This is a genomic window from Arthrobacter sp. RT-1 (genome assembly GCF_003367205.1).
Taxonomy (GTDB): domain Bacteria; phylum Actinomycetota; class Actinomycetes; order Actinomycetales; family Micrococcaceae; genus Arthrobacter.
Map to the genome: position 1 here is coordinate 62,390 of NZ_QRGQ01000040.1, position 17,272 is coordinate 79,661.

Annotated in this window: 13 protein-coding genes; all 13 read left to right on the plus strand. The window is 66.2% G+C overall.

Features of this window, described 5'->3' with window-relative positions; translation table 11 throughout:
• The first annotated feature begins 149 nt into the window (after positions 1 to 149).
• The 13 genes from DXK94_RS18445 to DXK94_RS18505 all read left to right on the plus strand — a co-directional run bounded on the left by DXK94_RS18445 (position 150) and on the right by DXK94_RS18505 (position 16,964).
• Positions 150 to 1,610, plus strand: coding sequence for a glycosyltransferase family 87 protein (locus DXK94_RS18445; RefSeq protein WP_115526040.1), 1,461 nt, complete (start codon positions 150 to 152; stop codon positions 1,608 to 1,610).
• On the plus strand, positions 1,603 to 3,060 hold the full coding sequence (locus DXK94_RS18450; protein WP_115526041.1) for an NAD(P)/FAD-dependent oxidoreductase: 1,458 nt from the start codon (positions 1,603 to 1,605) through the stop codon (positions 3,058 to 3,060). Before DXK94_RS18445 ends, DXK94_RS18450 begins: the two co-directional genes overlap by 8 nt.
• 62 nt (positions 3,061 to 3,122) lie before the next feature.
• Positions 3,123 to 5,111, plus strand: a complete 1,989-nt coding sequence (locus DXK94_RS18455; RefSeq protein ID WP_115526042.1) for a penicillin-binding transpeptidase domain-containing protein — start codon at positions 3,123 to 3,125, stop codon at positions 5,109 to 5,111.
• Positions 5,112 to 5,148: 37 nt separating this feature from the next.
• A complete protein-coding gene (locus tag DXK94_RS18460) occupies positions 5,149 to 6,831 on the plus strand; it encodes an ABC-F family ATP-binding cassette domain-containing protein (protein WP_079597976.1) in 1,683 nt (560 codons plus the stop codon).
• 127 nt (positions 6,832 to 6,958) lie between these two features.
• Positions 6,959 to 7,732, plus strand: a complete 774-nt coding sequence (locus tag DXK94_RS18465) for a DeoR/GlpR family DNA-binding transcription regulator (protein WP_115526212.1) — start codon at positions 6,959 to 6,961, stop codon at positions 7,730 to 7,732.
• Positions 7,729 to 8,940, plus strand: coding sequence for an MFS transporter (locus tag DXK94_RS18470; protein WP_115526043.1), 1,212 nt, complete (start codon positions 7,729 to 7,731; stop codon positions 8,938 to 8,940). Before DXK94_RS18465 ends, DXK94_RS18470 begins: the two co-directional genes overlap by 4 nt.
• A 148-nt stretch (positions 8,941 to 9,088) precedes the next feature.
• The gene (locus DXK94_RS18475; protein ID WP_115526044.1) at positions 9,089 to 10,585 is read left to right on the plus strand and encodes a bifunctional phosphatase PAP2/diacylglycerol kinase family protein; all 1,497 of its coding nucleotides are present in this window, start codon (positions 9,089 to 9,091) and stop codon (positions 10,583 to 10,585) included.
• A 170-nt stretch (positions 10,586 to 10,755) separates the two neighbouring features.
• Entirely contained in the window at positions 10,756 to 11,703 is a 948-nt protein-coding gene (locus tag DXK94_RS18480) for an ABC transporter ATP-binding protein (protein WP_079597920.1), read from the plus strand.
• A gap of 5 nt (positions 11,704 to 11,708) precedes the next feature.
• Positions 11,709 to 12,605 (plus strand): ABC transporter permease, encoded by an 897-nt coding sequence (locus tag DXK94_RS18485; protein WP_115526045.1) that lies wholly within the window; start codon positions 11,709 to 11,711, stop codon positions 12,603 to 12,605.
• Positions 12,606 to 12,631: 26 nt separating this feature from the next.
• On the plus strand, positions 12,632 to 13,966 hold the full coding sequence (locus DXK94_RS18490; protein ID WP_258868609.1) for a sensor histidine kinase: 1,335 nt from the start codon (positions 12,632 to 12,634) through the stop codon (positions 13,964 to 13,966).
• Positions 13,963 to 14,655 (plus strand): response regulator transcription factor, encoded by a 693-nt coding sequence (locus DXK94_RS18495; RefSeq protein WP_079597917.1) that lies wholly within the window; start codon positions 13,963 to 13,965, stop codon positions 14,653 to 14,655. Before DXK94_RS18490 ends, DXK94_RS18495 begins: the two co-directional genes overlap by 4 nt.
• Before the next feature lie 64 nt (positions 14,656 to 14,719).
• The gene (locus DXK94_RS18500; protein WP_115526047.1) at positions 14,720 to 15,637 is read left to right on the plus strand and encodes an intradiol ring-cleavage dioxygenase; all 918 of its coding nucleotides are present in this window, start codon (positions 14,720 to 14,722) and stop codon (positions 15,635 to 15,637) included.
• Between the two features lie 10 nt (positions 15,638 to 15,647).
• Positions 15,648 to 16,964 (plus strand): M18 family aminopeptidase, encoded by a 1,317-nt coding sequence (locus DXK94_RS18505; protein WP_115526048.1) that lies wholly within the window; start codon positions 15,648 to 15,650, stop codon positions 16,962 to 16,964.
• Positions 16,965 to 17,272 lie beyond the last annotated feature (308 nt).

Genomic DNA, 17,272 nt, shown 5'->3' on the forward strand with positions numbered 1-17,272 from the left:
ACTGCTGGTTCCCTGCGGCAAGCAGCCGTACATTCGTTCACGATTGGAAGGACAATTGCCGGCAAAATACTGCCCGGCACACCTTGCGACGATACAGGCCCTTCCGGCGTTAAACCTCATCCTGCAGCCACACGGGTAAGCTCAACTCCATGGAGGAGACCCAGCCCCCGGGGCGCCGAGGACGGTCCCGACTGGTGGTTCCCAGCCGCAGCGACATGCTGCTGCGGAACTTCACGGAAGTCATTGGCGGTCCGCTGGGCCGCAGATCGGACCCCGGCGTTATTTCACCCGGGATATTCACCGTGGAACGGGTCCTGATCCTCCTCACCCTTGCCGCCGCGCTCGTCGGTGTCCTGCTTAAAGGCTATTGCCGCGCCCATGGCTGGGAGTCCCCCACCCAGTTCTACGCCACCTGCTATTCGGATTTTCCCGAGCTTTTCTCACACCGCGGCCTGGCTGAGGGAGGCTTCCCCATCCTCACCAATCAGTTCGAATACCCCGTCCTCATAGGACTGATCGCCGGGCTGACGGCGTGGCTGGTCCCGGGAACCGGCGTGACGGACGGACGGGTCCTGGCGTATTTCGACATCAACGCGGCACTGTTGGCAGGGGCGGCCATGATCGCCGTCCTGGCAACAGCGAGGATGTCAGCCCGCCGGCCCTGGGACGCAGCGATGGTGGCACTGGCCCCGGGGATCATTCTCGCGGGCGCCGTGAACTGGGACCTGTGGACGGTTTGCCTGCTCGCTGTGGGCATGTACTTTTTCGCGCAGCAGCGGCTGGTGCCGGCCGGGATCCTGATCGGACTGGCCACGGCCAGCAACATGTACCCGTTGCTGTTCCTGGCAGCCATCCTGCTGCTCGCCCTTCGCACCGGCCGGCTGCGCGCCCTGCTGGTCACGGGCGGGGCGGCGGCCGGCAGCTGGATTGCAGTGAACCTGCCGTTCGCGGCCACAAACTTTGACGGCTGGGCCCACTATTTCCGGTACACGGCTGACCGCGATGCGGGCTACAGTTCGCCCTGGTTCGCCTACAACCTGGTGGCCGGCAGGCTGCGCTGGCCAGAGCTGAGTCCGGCCGCTGTGGACCTGCTCTCGCCCGCACTCCTGGTGGTGGCATGTGCCGCCATTGCCGTTATTGTCCTCAGCGCTCCCCGGCGGCCCCGCCTTGCCCAGGTGGCCTTTCTTCTGGTGGGCGCCCTCATCCTCACCAACAAGGCGTATTCCCCGCAGTTTGTGGTGTGGCTGATCCCGCTCCTGGCGCTGGCGCGGCCCCGGTGGCGCGACTTCCTTGTCTGGCAGGGAATTGAGGGCCTGCATTGGGCCGCCGTGTGGATGTACCTTGGACAGGTGACCAGCGCAGGCTCCTCCCAGCACAACCTGGATATGCCCTACTACGTCCTCGCCGTGGCTGCCCACATGTTTGCGGTGGCCTATCTCATGGCCCGCGTTACGTGGGACATTTATGACCCGAATTATGATCCCATCCGGCGGCACCACACCGATGATCCCCATGGCGGGCCCTTTGCCGGCGCGCCGGACCGGATTCGGTTGAGCCTGCGCCGGCCGGCGGATTCACTCCTGCCCTGGAAGGAACCTTCGAATGCCTGATGTTGTGGTGGTGGGAGCCGGCCCCAACGGGCTGTCGGCAGCGGCAGTCATGGCCCGCGCCGGACTTTCGGTGGAGGTCTTCGAGGCAGCCGCTTCCATCGGCGGCGGGACACGCACCACCGAACTGATGCAGCCCGGCCACTTCCACGACGTGTGCTCGGCTGTCCATCCGATGGCCCTCGCCTCGCCCTTCTTCCGGGCATTCGAACTGGCCCGCCGGGTGGAAATGGTCACCCCGGAGATCTCCTACGGTTCGCCGCTGGACGGGGGACGCGCCGCACTTGCCTACCGGTCCCTGGACCGGACGGCAGCGGAACTCGGGCGGGACGGCGCCGCCTATCGCAGGCTCATGGCGCCCCTGGTCCGGAACGTGGACGGGATCATGGACTTTACGCAAAACCAGCTCTTTCGGATACCGCGCAACCCTGCAGCCGCCGGTATTTTTGGGCTGCGGACCATGGAACAGGGAACGGGGGCCTGGAACGCCAGGTTCCGCGAGGAGTACGCTCCCGCCCTGCTCACCGGCGTTGCCGCCCACGCCATCTCCCGCCAGCCCTCCCTCGCCGGCGCCGGCGCCGGACTCATGCTGGGCGCCCTCGGGCACGCGCAGGGATGGCCCATCCCGTTGGGAGGCTCCGCTTCAATCGCTGCCGCACTTGCCGAGGATGTTAAGGCGCACGGGGGCGCCATCCATACGAACGCTCCGATAGACAGGCTTGCAGACCTTCCCCCTGCCAAGGCCACGCTGCTCAACGTTTCGCCGCGCGGACTGGTCGCCATGGCCGGCCAGTCGCTGCCTGACGGCTACCGGCGGGCCTTGGAGTCATTCCGCTACGGAAACGGCTCGTGCAAGGTGGACTTCATCCTGTCCGGGCCCGTGCCCTGGCAGGCGCCCGAACTGGCCGACGCCGGCACGGTCCATGTAGGCGGTACCAGGAGGGACCTGGCCCATTCAGAGAATGAGGTCAATGCGGGCCGCCATCCGGAACGGCCGTACGTCCTGGTGGCACAGCCCTCACGGTTCGACGCCGGCCGGGCGCCGGAAGGACGCCACACAGTGTGGACCTACTGCCACGTTCCGGCAGGTTCAACCAAGGACATGACCGAGGCCATCACCGCGCAGCTGGAGCGCTACGCGCCGGGCTTCCGCGACCTCATAGTGCAGACGAATGCGGTCACCGCCGCTGGATTGGCCGAATACAACCGGAACTACATTGGCGGTGATTTCAGCGTGGGGACCATGGACCTGCGGGGCCTGGTCCAAAGGCCGGTGGTTTCCCGTGCCCCATGGCGCACCCCCTTGCACGGCGTGTACCTATGTTCGTCATCCACTCCGCCGGGTCCGGGGGTCACCGGAATGCCCGGACTGCACGCCGCGACACATGCCCTTAAGGACATATTCGGGATGGGAGTGCCGGCGCTGGGAATGTCGGCTTCGCGAGGAAAGTGAGCCGAAAGGCACCCGCCCCAATGTGGGCAAAAGGAGTGGCGAAACCGGGGCATAATGGCGCGATGGGGAAAAAAACAAAACTTTCGGCAGCCGTAGCTGCGCTCATTCTCGGAACATCGCTGGTAGCGTGCGACGACGGCCGCAGTGGTGCCGAGGCGGCAGCCTCACAGCTGGCCACCGCCGTTTCGGGTCTGGATATCGCGTCGGTGGAGTTCGACGGCAAGGATGCCGGAGCTGCCAACGACCAGCTCAAGACCGTTTTTGCTGCCCTTGATCCGCAAAAGCCCACCGTCGAAGCCGGCGAACTCACCCTGGACGGCGACAACGCGTCGTCGCCCCTGAACTACACCTGGTCATTCGGTGACGCGCAGTGGAAGTACACGGTGTCGGCCAAATTCAAGAAGTCCGGCGACAAGTGGCTCACGGTCTGGGAGCCAGCCCTCCTGGTGCCGGGCCTCGCGGATTCCGAAATCCTGACCAAGGGTGCCCAGTCTCCGCAGCGCGCCGATATCCTCGGTGCCGGCGACGTCCCGCTGGTCACGTACCGCCCCGTGGTGAATGTAGGTATCGACAAGCCGCAGCTGGGTGCCGCCGATCCTGCCGATTCAGCTGGAAAGCTGGCCGCTTTGGTGGGTGTCGATCCCGCCGGATATGTGGAGCAGGTCAAGGCATCCGGTGCCTCCGCCTTCGTGCCGGCAATCACCCTGCGTGAAGAGGGCCGGACCATCACGAATGAGCAGATTGCCGCCATCCCGGGCGCACGGGCCATTCCAGCGTCCATGCCGCTGGCGCCCAGCCGGACTTTTGCCCGCGCTGTGCTCGGCTCCGTTGGTGAGGCGACCGCTGAGCAGATCGAAGCCTCGGAAGGAGCGCTGACGCCGGGCGATGTGACGGGCATCGGCGGCCTGCAGCAACAGTACGACGAGCAGCTGAGGGGGACGGACGCCGTCGTCATCCGCGCCCAGCGTGCAGACCTGACCCGCGAACAGATCCAGTCGTCAGCCACCGACCCCAGGCGCGTGCTCTTTGAGGTGGCGCCGACGCCGGGGACGCCCCTGAAGACCACCCTGGACCCGGGGCTGCAGACGCTCGCCGAAAGCACCCTGGAAAAAGTGGGTCCCGCCTCCGCCATTGTGGCCCTGCGCCCCTCCACCGGAGCGGTCCTTGCGGCCGCCTCCGGGCCGGGCAGCAACGGCTACAACACCGCAATGCTGGGGCAGTACGCCCCGGGCTCGATCTTTAAGATGGTGGACTCGCTGGCGATGTTCCGCAACGGCCTCACTCCCGAATCCAAGGTTGAATGCACGCCTACCCTCACGGTGGACGGCCGGACGTTCAAGAATGCGGAGGGGTATCCCGAGGGTTCCCTCGGTTCCGTCACCCTCCGCGATGCCTTCGCGCATTCCTGCAACACCGCCTTCATTGCCGCGCGTGACAAGGTGTCTCAGGGGCAGCTCGAAGCGGCAGCCATGGCCATGGGCCTGGCCGTGGAGGCACCCGCACTTGGGGCGGAGGCATTCCTCGGTTCCGTCCCCGCCGAAGCAGCCGGAACCGAGCATGCCGCCTCCATGATCGGCCAGGGCAAGGTACTTCTGTCGCCGTTGGCGGCGGCGATGATGGCAGGTTCTGTGGCCAAGGGCGCGCCTGTCTCGCCGCAGCTGGTCCTGAACCCCGACGGCGGTGCTGCCGCCGCCGGGACCACCAGCGGTTCCACAGCTCCGGCCGCCCAGCCGTCTGCGACGGCGACAGCTGAAGCACCCTCGACGGCGTCCGGCCAGCCGATCACGGCGGCCGAGGCCGCTTCCCTCGCGGACATGATGCGCGCCGTCGTCACCTCCGGACACGCCGGGTTCCTCTCGTCCGTTCCGGGTGAGCCCGTGGGCGCCAAGACCGGCACCGCCGAGTTCGGCAAAGAGAATCCGCCCAAGACCCACGCCTGGATTGTGGCCGTGCACGGAGACCTTGCCGTGGCCGTCTTCGTGGAGGATGGCGGACTGGGAGCAACAACATCCGGGCCGCTGCTGAAGGAGTTCCTCACCGCCGCCGGCTGACCGTCAACCCGACGGGCCGCGTGGGAAGATGGACTGCGTGGCCCATATTGACGTTTCCGGTATCGATTACTTTCTCTCCGACGGCACGCAGCTGCTGAACGGGGTGACCTTCAAGGTTCCGGACGGCACCAAGACGGCGCTGATCGGACCCAACGGGACGGGAAAAACCACTCTTTTTCGGATCATCGCCGGCGACCTCACCCCGGACGAGGGCGTCATCGGACGGTCCGGAAACATGGGCATCATGCGCCAGTTCGTGGGCCAGGTCCGGGACGAATCCACCGTGCGTGACCTGCTCGTGTCCGCAGCACCGCCTGCCTTGGCTGCCGCCGCCCGCGAGGTTGACGAGGCCGAACTGGCCATGATCGAGCACGACGACGAACCCACGCAGATGCGCTACGCGCAGGCCATCGTGGACTGGGGCGACGCCGGAGGCTACGACGTGGAGACCGTCTGGGACGAGGTCTGCATGGCCGCGCTGGGACTCCCCTTTGACCGCGCGCAGCACCGCCCGGCGTCGAGCCTCTCCGGCGGTGAGCAAAAGCGCCTGGTCCTGGAGGCACTCTTCGCCGGACCGGACGACCTCCTGCTCCTGGACGAACCGGACAACTACCTGGACGTGCCCGGTAAGCGCTGGCTCGAGGACAAGCTCAACGAGTCCAGGAAAACCGTCTTCTTCATCAGCCACGACCGTGAACTGCTGAACAACGCCGCCGGGCGCATCGTGACCCTGGAGCCCGGAATCAACGGCGCTGCGGCCTGGATCCACGGCGGCGGATTCGGCTCCTACGTGGAGGCGCGCGCTGACCGGAACGCCCGTTTCGAGGAGCTCCGCAAACGCTGGGACGAGGAGCACGTCAAGCTCAAGGAACTCGTCAATATGTACAAGAACAAAGCTGCCTTCCGCTCGGACATGGCCAACCGCTACCACGCGGCCCAGACCCGCCTCGCGAAGTTCCTCGAGGCGGGCCCGCCCGAGGCGCTGCCCATTGAGCAGAACGTGCACATGCGGCTCAAGGGCGGCAGGACTGCCAAACGCGCCATCGTGGCCGAACGGCTGGAACTGACCGGGCTCATGAAGCCGTTTTCCACAGAAGTCTGGTTCGGCGACCGCGTGGGCGTCCTCGGCTCCAACGGCTCGGGCAAAAGCCACTTCCTCCGCCTGCTGGCCACTGGGGGCACCGACCCCGAGCGCGAGCACCTGCCGGTGTCCGACGTCGAGATCGCCGAAGTTCCCCACGAGGGCACGGTAAAACTCGGGGCCCGCATCCGGCCGGGATTCTTTGCCCAGACCCACGTGCGCCCGGATCTCCTGGGCAAGACACTCCTCGAGATCCTGCACCGCGGCGACGAGCACCGTTCCGGTCTTGGCCGTGAGGCCGCCGCCGGGGCGTTGGACGGTTACGGGCTGGCAGGACAGTCGGAGCAGAAGTACGAGTCCCTCTCGGGCGGCCAGCAGGCACGGTTCCAGATCCTGCTGCTGCAGCTTAGCGGAGCCACCCTGCTGCTGCTGGACGAGCCCACGGACAACCTGGACCTGCACTCCGCGGAGGCGCTGGAGCGGGCCATTGACCACTTCGAGGGGACGGTCCTGGCGGTCACGCACGACCGCTGGTTCGCCCGCACGTTCGACCGCTTCCTGGTGTTCGGCTCCGACGGAAAAGTGTACGAATCAGACGAGCCGGTCTGGGACGAGCAACGGGTGGTGCGCGCCCGCTAACCCCGGACGCTCTCTCACTTTTCGCGGGTTTTCCCGCGACGCCCTCTCAGCTTTCGCAGGTTTTTGTACCGACACCGGACTTGCGCATGCTGATGATTAAACAATCATTGGTTGCTATCATTTGATCATGAAGACGGACGAGCGGCATCGCACCATTGCAGAGATGCTGCGCAAACGATCCGAGGTCAGCGTGGATGAGCTGATCCTCGCCTGTGATGCGTCCGGGGCGACGATCCGGCGCGACCTTGAAGTCCTGGCCGCCAACGGTGTCCTGCGGCGCATCCACGGCGGAGCCAGGAGCCTCATAGCCCACGGCGGGCACCCGGGTTACGGCCAGCGTGAGCTGGAGGACCAGGACGTCAAGAAGCGGATTGCAACGGCCGTTGCCAAGCTTTTGCGGGACGGTGAACACGTATGGCTGGACAGCGGCAGTACGGCCACGGAGGTGGCACGCGCCGTGGCTGGCAGGGACCTGACGCTGATGCCCATGTCTCTGCGGTCGCTCAATGCTGCAGCCGGTGAGGAAGGCGGTGCCGGTGTCCGCCCATCGCTCCTCTTGCCCGGCGGAAACCTGGTCCCCGGGGAACTGTGCTTCCGCGGCCCGCTGGCAGAGTCAAACATCCGGTCCCTGCGTTTTGACACCGCCGTTGTTACGCCCTGCGCGGTGGATTTCAAGGACGGCCTGCTTGCGCACGACCTGGAGGATGCGGCGGTGAAACGCGCAGGCCTCGAAGCCGGCGCACGTGTGGTGCTGGCAGCCGCTGCGGCCAAGTGGCGCGCGCAAGCAAGGGTACTTGTGGCAAGCCTGGAGCGGGTAGATGTAATGGTGACGGACAAAGATTTCAGCGCCGAAGAGCGCGCACAACTCGATAAATACTCAGTGGAAGTAGTGAATGTATGAGCCTGAATACCGGCACGGCACATGAAGCGGGATTAAAGGCAGCAGCGGTGGCCACATTCGTGGTCTTTGGCATCAACGGCCTGGTCTTTGCGAGCTGGGCTGCACGAATTCCGGCAGTCACCGAAACGCTGCAGATCACCTCCGGCCAGATGGGGACGCTCCTGCTGTGCACCGCCGTCGGCTCACTGCTCGCGCTGCCCACGGCCGGCCTGGTGGTGGGCCGGCTGGGAACGGCCAATACTGTCCGTTTAGGCGGGCTGCTGGCCGCCGCAGCGGGTACCGGCATCGCCCTGTCACTGGCCGTCGCATCGATTCCCGGCACGGCCGTCTCCCTGTTCTTCTTCGGCATCGCCATCGGCCTGTGGGATGTGTCCCAGAACATTGAGGGGGCCGACGTTGAACACAAAATGCGCCGCACCATCATGCCGCAGTTCCACGCAGCATTCAGCGGCGGCGCCTTCGTGGGCGCGCTTATCGGCGCGGGACTTTCTAACCTGGGGGTGGACCTTCCCGTGCATCTGCTGGTCATCGTCGGCATCGTCGTTGTGGTCACCATGATCGCTCCCCGCTACTTCCTGCCACACATCCCAACTGCCACCCCCGCCGGCGAAGCCAAGCCCGCCAAGGGACCCTCTGCATGGCGGGACAGCCGCACCCTGCTCATCGGTGTTGTGGTCCTGGGGGCGACCCTGACAGAAGGCGCCGGCAACGACTGGATTGCCAAAGCATCGGTCGACGGACTCGGAACCTCAGAGTCAACCGGTGCACTGATGTTTGCCCTCTTCGTCCTGGCCATGACAGCCATGCGGTTCTTCGGCGGCCAGGTCATCGACAGGTACGGCCGCGTCGCCGTACTGCGGGCCAGCATGGCGGCGGCCGCCGCCGGTCTTTGCCTCTTCGTCCTCGCCGGGAACGTTTGGCTGGCCGCAGCTGGTGCCGCGCTGTGGGGCGTCGGAGCAGCGCTGGCATTCCCAATGGGAATGTCCGCCGCGGCCGACGACCCGAAGCACGCCGCCGCAAGGGTATCCGTTGTATCCACCCTCGGTTATATCTCGTTCCTCGCCGGTCCTCCCCTACTGGGGTACCTCGGGGACCTCACTGGCATCCACCTGGCGTTGCTTGCGATCCTGGCCCCGATTCTCCTGGCACTCTTGCTCGCCGGTGCAGCCAAGCCGCTCAAAACGAAGCAGGCGGCTGAAACCACGTAAGCCGCTGGACCTGCGAGAGCGTTCCGAGTTTCGCCGCCATAAGTGAGAGAGCGTTCCGGGTTTCGCCGCAACAGGTGATGGAGCGTTGGGGTTTTAAGCCCTAAAGGTGATGGGGCGTCCGTGCCGGCGGTGGCGGTAGGGTGAGGGCATGCACAGCACATGGCGTAACAGCCATCGATGGATCGGCCGGCTGGATAAATACCTTGTAAAGCATGTTTCCGATCTGCCGGGCGGCAACCACGACGACTTTTTCCGCAGGCTCTCGGCTTCGGGCAATCATGGGAAGCTCTGGATTGCGGCGGCCGCCGTGATGGCCGCTTTCCCGGGAAAGACCCGCCGGGCAGCCCTGCATGGTTTGCTGGCCCAGGCTGTGGCATCGGCTGTGACCAACGGCGTCTTCAAAACGCTGCTTCCCCGCACCCGGCCGCTGCCAGAGCACCTCCCGGTGTTCAGGTTTGTCCATCCCCAACCCACCAGCTCCTCCATGCCGTCGGGACACTCCGCGTCAGCCGTGGCGTTTGCCGTGGGAGTGGGCCTGGTCCGGCCCGCCCTAGGCGCTGCCCTGGCGCCGGCCGCCTTGGGGGTGGCCTACTCCCGGGTCCACACCGGGGCGCACTGGCCCTCGGACGTCTTCTTTGGCTCAGCGCTGGGGGCAGGAGCAGCGTTGGTAACCCGCAGGTGGTGGCCGGTCCGTCCACCGTTCCCGCAGCCCGCGCGGACCTGGACGCCTGCGCCCGAATTGCCGGGAGGCGAGGGCCTGAGCATCGTAGTGAACACCCTGGGTGGCTCGTTCAGGGAAGAGACGGCCGCCGCACTCAAAGAAGTATTCCCGAAGGCGCATATCAACACCGTTCAGCCCGAGGATGAGCTGCTGGCGCAAATCGCTGCAACTGCGGACTGGCCGGGCACCCGCGCCCTCGGTGTGTGGGGAGGCGACGGCACGGTGGGCGCAGCGGCCGCGGCCGCCGTCGAACGGTCCATCCCCCTCCTGGTCCTGCCGGGCGGGACGCTCAACCATTTTGCCCGCGATGCAGGAACAGGAAGCCTCAAGGAAGCCGTTGCGGCTGCCTCCAGGGGCGAGGCCGCGTTGGCGGACATCGGCATTGTCGCCGTGGAGCGCGGGCTGGCGGGACAGCCTGAAGTTGCGGAGCTGATCATGCTGAACACGTCCAGCATCGGCCTCTACCCGGACCTGGTGCGGCGGCGCGAGCAGCTGCAGCCAACGCTCGGGAAACCGCTCGCCGGCGTCGTGGCGATGATCAGGACCTTCGCCGCGGGGACGCCCGTCACTCTCACGGTGGACGGTGTCCTGCACAAGGTGTGGATCGCCTACGTGGGGCGGGGCCGCTACTATCCCCGGGACCACGCGCCGCTGCTCCGCCCGGTCCTGGACGACGGGGTCCTGGACGTCAGGCTGATCACGGCCGATGAATCGTTCGCGCGGCTCCGGCTCCTGTGGTCGGTACTGACCGGAACGGTGGCAGGTTCGCGGATCACCCACCTGAGGGAGGCAACAGAGGTCCGCATCGATGCCGGCGGGGCGCCCATGGCGTTGGCGGTGGACGGCGAGGCCTTGGCCGGTGTGCGCAGCGTGAAGTACAGCGTGGTTCCCCGGGCCCTGGCCTATTACACGCCCCACTCCTAGGAGAGCGGGCCGCCTGTTGGGCTGACGGTCATCCACGGGGACTACCCTGAGTTGCCCCTGAATCATCCCTGAGACAGGCGAAATGGGGCATCGGCATCGGTAGCGTAAGGGGTACACCGCGTACCTGAACCCATCCGCAGCCCTGCGCTGCCGTCCGAAGGAACATATCCATGATTGAGGCAAAAGACCTGGCCAAGGTCTATGGCGCGAAAACCGCCGTGGCCGGAGTCAGTTTCACTGTCAGGGCAGGGCAAGTCACCGGCTTCCTGGGCCCCAACGGCGCCGGTAAATCCACCACCATGCGCATGATCATGGGACTGGACCGGCCGACGTCGGGATCCGTCACGGTAAATGGGCTGCCCTACGCACACCACAAGGCGCCGCTCCACGAGGTGGGTGCCCTGCTCGATGCCAAGGCCGTCCACACGGGCCGCAGCGCATACAACCACCTCCTGGCCATGGCTGCCACGCACGGCATCCCCAAGGCGAGGGTCCATGAGGTCATTGAGATGACCGGCCTTGATGCCGTGGCAAAGAAGAAAGCCGGCGGCTTTTCGCTGGGCATGGGCCAGCGGCTGGGCATCGCCGCCGCCCTCCTTGGCGACCCGCAAACGCTCATCCTGGATGAGCCGGTCAACGGCCTGGATCCCGAAGGCGTCCTCTGGGTACGGAACCTGGTCCGCTACCTGGCGAACCAGGGCAAAACCGTCTTCCTCTCCTCGCACCTCATGAGCGAAATGGCCCAGACCGCCGACCACCTGATCGTCATCGGCCGCGGCCGCATCATCGCCGACGCCCCTGTCCAGGAAATCATCGCCGGCACCCGCCAGTCCAGGACGCTGGTCCGCACGGACTCCGCCCCGCAGCTTTCTTCACTGCTGGCAGGAGACGGCGTCACCGTGGACCAAAGCGAACCGGAAACCCTGACGGTGACCGGCATCGGGCCGCGCGAAATCGCGGAGGTGGCGCTCCGCAACGGTGTCCTGGTGTACGAACTCACGCCGCAGGTTTCGAGCCTGGAAGACGCCTACTTCGACCTCACCAAGGATGAAGTTGAATACCACTCGCACCTGACCGGAGGGCCTGCCCTGGCCTCCCCGGCGACGGCAGGAAAGTAAGGACCATGAGCACCCAAACACCAACCGCTGCCGCCCCCGCCCGTTCCTCGGCAGGGTCCCACGGCGTCACTTTCGGCGGCGTACTCCGCTCCGAATGGATCAAACTCTGGTCCCTGATGTCCACCCGCATCCTGCTGCTGCTCACACTGGTGGCCATCGTGGGCGTGGGAGCCCTGGCCGTCCTGATCCGCTACACATTCCTGGACGAGATGATCCGCAATGCCAGGGACCAGGGCCAGACCCTGACCCCTGAAATGATGGAACAGACGTTCCCGCCGGGATCCGGATTCGACCTCTACAACCTGCCCAACGCCGGCCTGCAGATCGGCATCCTGGTCCTCGGATCCCTGGCAGTCCTGTTCATGTCCTCCGAATACGCCACCGGCATGATCCGTTCCACCATGAATGCCGTTCCGCGCCGCACACCGGCCTTCGTGGCCAAGGCCATCATTCTTGCCGTGATCTCGTACGTCATCACCACCATCGCGGGCGTGGCCACGTTCCTGATCGCCATGCCGGTGTTCCAAGGCATCGGCTTCGACCTGGACTGGTCCACCGACGGTGTGCTGTACAGCATCTTCACCGGCGGCCTCTATGTGGCGGGCGTTGCCCTGATCGGACTCTCGCTGGGAACCCTGCTGCGGAACTCGGCCGGCGGCATCACCGTCCTGGTGGGCATCTTCTTCGTCCTGTCCATTGCCGCGAGTTTCCTCACGCTCATCCCCGGCGACTTCTGGAAGTACGTCCCGCAGTACATTCCGAGCGACGCCGGCGGACGGTTCCTGTCCATTGGCCACACGGACGGCGTGATCGATCCATGGCAGGGCGGCCTGATCTTCCTGAGTTACGTGCTGCTGTTCCTCATTCCGGCCATGATCGTGCTGAAGAAACGCGACGTCTGACCCGTATGAACCAGGGGGGACCTGCAATGGACGCGGCAGCCGGACAGGCTGACGCGTCCTTTGCCGAGCTCACGGCCCGCCGCCGGGGACTTGTCCGGCGGTATCTCTACCAGCACCCGCGCGTCATGGATGCGGTGGTGGCGCTGGGTTATGCACTGCTGGTGACGCCGACAGTGGTTGATGCCGTCATCTCCGGCAACTGGCCCGCGGCAGCCCTGCTGGCGGCGGTGGCGGCGGCGATGTTCCTTCGCCGGGCCCACCCGGTAGGCCTGGTGGCCTTCGTGGCGGTGGTGGAGGTGGCCGTTACGCTGCTGCATCCCTGGGGCTCCAACGTCTCCGCCGGGCTGTGGTTCTCGCTTTATGCCGTGGCCGTGGTCCACACCCGCCGGTTCGCGCTGATCACCATGGCGGTGGCCACCGCGCCGCTGGCTCTCCTCTACCTGCTGGCCGCCGTGGGTACCCACACCCACCCCATGGAAAGCTCCTTCGTCCACGACGTGGGGGCCAACCAGGGCGACTTCAACCTCCTGACCAGCATTGCCACCGGTGCCAGCATCGCGCTGTCCAACGTCATCGCCACCGGCATCGGCATCGGCGTGAAGCAACGGCGGGAACACGAGCAGGAGGTGGCGGCCTGGGCGGCACGGACAGCCCGCCTGGCTTCGGTCAACGAACGGAACCGGATCGCCCGGGAAATGCACGACGTCGTTGCCCACTCGCTGACGGTGATGATCAGTCTGTCGGACGGCGCCGCCGTCGTGGTCCGGAAAGACCCGGGACGCGCCGGTGACGTGCTGGGCGAGCTGTCCCGGACCGGCCGCACCGCCCTTGCCGACATGCGGCGCGTACTGGGCGTCCTCCGGGATGATGCCGGCGCAACCGCCCCCAGGCTGCCGATCGCCGCCGGGAACAGCCTGGCCAAGCTGCTGGAAGGGTTCCGCACGGCCGGGCTGCCGCTGCACTACTCCCACAGCGGCCCGGCGTTGCCCGATGACGCCGCCTTCCAGCTCACGGTCTACCGAATCGTCCAGGAGTCGCTCACCAACGTGCTCCGCTACGCCAGGTCGCTGGGCCGGGTGGACGTCAGCATCGTCCGGTCCGGTTCCACGGTCACCATTGAAGTGCTCGACGACGGCGCGGGGTTTCCGGGGCAGCAGCCCAGTGAGGGAGGCGTCCAGGCCGGCTCCTACGGAACCGGCCAGGGGCTGGCGGGGATGGCGGAGCGTGCGCGCATTTACGCCGGCACGGTGGAGGCCGGTCCAACCGGCCGCGGCTGGCGCGTCCACGCCGTGCTGTGCTGGCCGGGCGATGACCAGCCGGAACTCAGTCCCTATCCGCACGAACTGCAAGGCAAGGTATGACCGAAAACGCCCCGATCACCGTCCTGCTGGTGGATGACCAGCCCCTGCTGCGGATGGGTTTCCGCCTGATCCTGGAAGGCGAGGAGGACCTGCGGATTGTGGGTGAGGCGTCCGACGGCGCCGAGGCCATCCGGCTGGTGGGCGAGCTGAACCCGGATGTGGTGCTGATGGACGTCCGGATGCCTGTCCTGGACGGCATCGAGGCAACCAGGGCCATTACCGCCACCGGCTCCTGCGCCCGGATCATCATCCTGACCACGTTCGATGTGGACGAGTATGCCTTCGCCGGTCTCCAGGCAGGTGCGTCCGCGTTCCTCCTGAAGGATGCGGCGCCGTCGGACCTGATCAATGCCGTCCGCGTAGTGGCGAGCGGCGACGCCGTGGTGGCGCCCCGGATCACCCAGCGCCTGCTCGAAACGTACGTCCGCGGCTCGGCCCGGCCGGCACCTGCCGCGCCCGCACCGGACCCCCTGCTGGCAGACCTCACGCCGCGGGAGACGGAAATGCTGGAGGCGATGGCTGAAGGTCTTTCCAATGCTGAAATTGCCCACCGCTACTTCCTGTCCGAGGCCACCGTCAAGACGCATGTCCGCCGGATCCTCACCAAGCTGCACCTCCGCGACCGCGTCCAGGCAGTGGTCTATGCGTATGAGACCGGCCTGGTGGTCCCCAGCAACCCGGACTACTGATACAGATCTATGCACGGCTGATACGGACCTATGCAAGGCACGCGTGGTGGCCTTTGATGGAGTCATGACCACTTTCCGCACGCCCGAAGATCCCGGCGCGGACGCCAGGCAGCCGCATCCGAACCATGACCGGGGACTCGACTTCGACCTGTCAACGATGATGAGCCGCCGTTTCCTGGGGAGGTTCCTTGGCGCGGGCGGCGCCGTGGCAGCCCTGGCTGCCTGCACGCCCGGGCAAGGCACACCCGCCGGCCCGTCGCCGTCGTCCGTTTCCCTCTCCCCGGCCGCCCCGGCACCTGGCGGGATATCCTCCGCCCCGGCCAGCCCCACGGTTACCCGGGCGATTACAGAGTGCGGCGTTGACATTCCAAAGGAAACGGCAGGGCCCTTCCCGGCCGATGGCTCCAACGGACCGGATGCACTGACAGCCTCCGGAGTGGTCCGCCGCGACATCACGTCAAGTTTCGGTGCCTTTTCCGGCAAGGCGGAAGGCGTCCCGCTGACCTTCACCCTGACACTCCTGGACAACGCGAACGGATGCCGGCCGCTGGCCGGGGCGGCCGTTTATGCCTGGCACTGCGACCGGGACGGGAAGTACTCCATGTACGACTCCGGTTTGGCCAATGAAAACTACCTTCGCGGGGTCCAGGAAGCGGACACCAACGGTCAGGCCACCTTCATATCGATCTTCCCCGGCGCCTATCCGCGCCGCTGGCCGCACATCCACTTTGAGGTGTTCGAGTCCATGAGCAATGCCACCACGGCAGGGCAGGTGCTGGCCGTTTCCCAGATTGCCCTCACGCAGGCGGCCTGTGAAGACGTTTACGCCACGTCCGGGTACGAGGACAGCGTGGCCGCGATGCGTCGCACCACCCTGCAGTCGGACAGCGTCTTTCGGAACGACGGCGGCATTTACCAGCTCGCCACGATGACCGGATCGGCGGCGCAGGGGTACACGGCGGGGCTTAACGTAACCATCTAGACTCGGGAGCATGCCTTTCGATTCCTCCGCCGCAGACCACATCAGGGACCTTGGCGCCTATGTCAGCGCATCGCCGTCGAGCTTTCACGGGGTCCGCGAGGCGGGCCGGCGGCTGGAGGAGGCGGGGTTTACGCGGCTTGATGAGCTGGAGCCGTGGGAGGGCGGGCCGGGCTCGTTCTTCATCATCCGCGACGGCGCCCTGATCGCGTGGGTGGTTCCGGGGGGCGCAGGACCCACCACCGGATTCAACATCCTGGGGGCCCACACCGATTCGCCGTCCTTCAAGCTCAAACCCAAGCCGACCACCGGCGCCCACGGCTGGCTCCAGGCCGGTGTGGAGGTGTACGGCGGTCCGCTCCTGAACTCCTGGCTTGACCGGGAACTGCAGCTTGCGGGCCGGCTGGTGATGCTGGACGGCACCGAGCACCTGACGGAAACCGGCCCCCTGCTCCGGTTTCCGCAGCTGGCCATCCACCTGGACCGGGCCGTCAACGAGGGGCTCACCCTTGATAAGCAGCGGCACATGAACCCCGTGTGGGGGCTGGGCAACCCGGCTGATTTTGACCTGCTGGACGTTTTGGCTTCTTCTGTGCCTGATGCTTCCGTGGATCCTGCACGCATTGGCGGGTACGACGTCGTTGTTGCGGACACGCAGGCCCCTGCGGTTTTCGGGGGTTCAGGTGAGTTCTTCGCATCCGGGCGGCTGGACAACCTTTCGTCCACCCATGCGGGGCTTGCTGCGCTGATTTCGCACGCCTCCGGTGGGGTTGCTTCCGGGCCCATCGCCGTCCTTGCCGCCTTTGACCACGAGGAGATCGGCTCCAACTCCCGCTCCGGCGCCTGCGGGCCCATTCTGGAGGATGTTCTGGTACGCATCTCCGACGGCCTGGGGGCCTCGGTGAGCCAGCGGCGGCAGGCGATGTCGGCGTCGTTCTGCGTCTCGGCAGACGCCGGGCATGCGGTACACCCGAATTATGCGGAACGGCACGACCCCGCCAACCACCCGGTGCTCAATGGCGGGCCGCTGCTGAAGATCAATGCGAACCAGCGGTATGCGACGGACGCGCCTGGCGCCGCGTTCTGGGCCCGGCTCTGCTCCGAGGCCGGCGTGCCGTTCCAGGAATTCGTCTCCAACAACGCGATTCCCTGCGGTTCCACCATTGGTCCGTTGACGGCCACGCGGCTGGGAATCCGTACGGTGGACGTTGGGGTTCCGCTGTTGTCCATGCACTCCGCCCGGGAGCTGTGCGGCGTGGAGGATCCGCGGCGGCTGGCGGCCGTGACGGAGCTGTTTTTCCGGACGGCTTACGGTTCCCCCGGCCAGTAACTTTCCAAAATGATGTGGGGCCAACAGCTCGCCGAGTGCGGGTAGCCACAACGCGCCGCACCAGGCGTTTGAGTGCGGTGTCCTACGGCCGTGCGCATGGGCATCCTCAAACGCTCCCTCTTTGGATAAGCGGTGCCTTGCCTTGCCCTCGTGAGGTTCTGCTCAGGCGACACCCGGCTTTCCCCGCTGTTTGAGGACTGACCAGCGCCGTTCGTGTCGGGCCGATTCCCGCAGTTTCCGCAGCTTCCCCAATGAACCACCTATTACCCGCACCGTGGTCCACCCGCGCGGATGATTGGGCTCCTGCC

Bases quoted from the DNA above. Each gene is read 5' to 3' on its own strand.
- DXK94_RS18455 (WP_115526042.1), top strand. From the start codon at position 3,123: ATGGGGAAAAAAACAAAACTTTCGGCAGCCGTAGCTGCGCTCATTCTC.
- DXK94_RS18445 (WP_115526040.1), top strand. From the start codon at position 150: ATGGAGGAGACCCAGCCCCCGGGGCGCCGAGGACGGTCCCGACTGGTG.
- DXK94_RS18490 (WP_258868609.1), top strand. From the start codon at position 12,632: ATGGACGCGGCAGCCGGACAGGCTGACGCGTCCTTTGCCGAGCTCACG.
- DXK94_RS18470 (WP_115526043.1), top strand. From the start codon at position 7,729: ATGAGCCTGAATACCGGCACGGCACATGAAGCGGGATTAAAGGCAGCA.
- DXK94_RS18480 (WP_079597920.1), top strand. From the start codon at position 10,756: ATGATTGAGGCAAAAGACCTGGCCAAGGTCTATGGCGCGAAAACCGCC.
- DXK94_RS18450 (WP_115526041.1), top strand. From the start codon at position 1,603: ATGCCTGATGTTGTGGTGGTGGGAGCCGGCCCCAACGGGCTGTCGGCA.
- DXK94_RS18465 (WP_115526212.1), top strand. From the start codon at position 6,959: ATGAAGACGGACGAGCGGCATCGCACCATTGCAGAGATGCTGCGCAAA.
- DXK94_RS18495 (WP_079597917.1), top strand. From the start codon at position 13,963: ATGACCGAAAACGCCCCGATCACCGTCCTGCTGGTGGATGACCAGCCC.
- DXK94_RS18485 (WP_115526045.1), top strand. From the start codon at position 11,709: ATGAGCACCCAAACACCAACCGCTGCCGCCCCCGCCCGTTCCTCGGCA.
- DXK94_RS18500 (WP_115526047.1), top strand. From the start codon at position 14,720: ATGACCACTTTCCGCACGCCCGAAGATCCCGGCGCGGACGCCAGGCAG.
- DXK94_RS18475 (WP_115526044.1), top strand. From the start codon at position 9,089: ATGCACAGCACATGGCGTAACAGCCATCGATGGATCGGCCGGCTGGAT.
- DXK94_RS18505 (WP_115526048.1), top strand. From the start codon at position 15,648: ATGCCTTTCGATTCCTCCGCCGCAGACCACATCAGGGACCTTGGCGCC.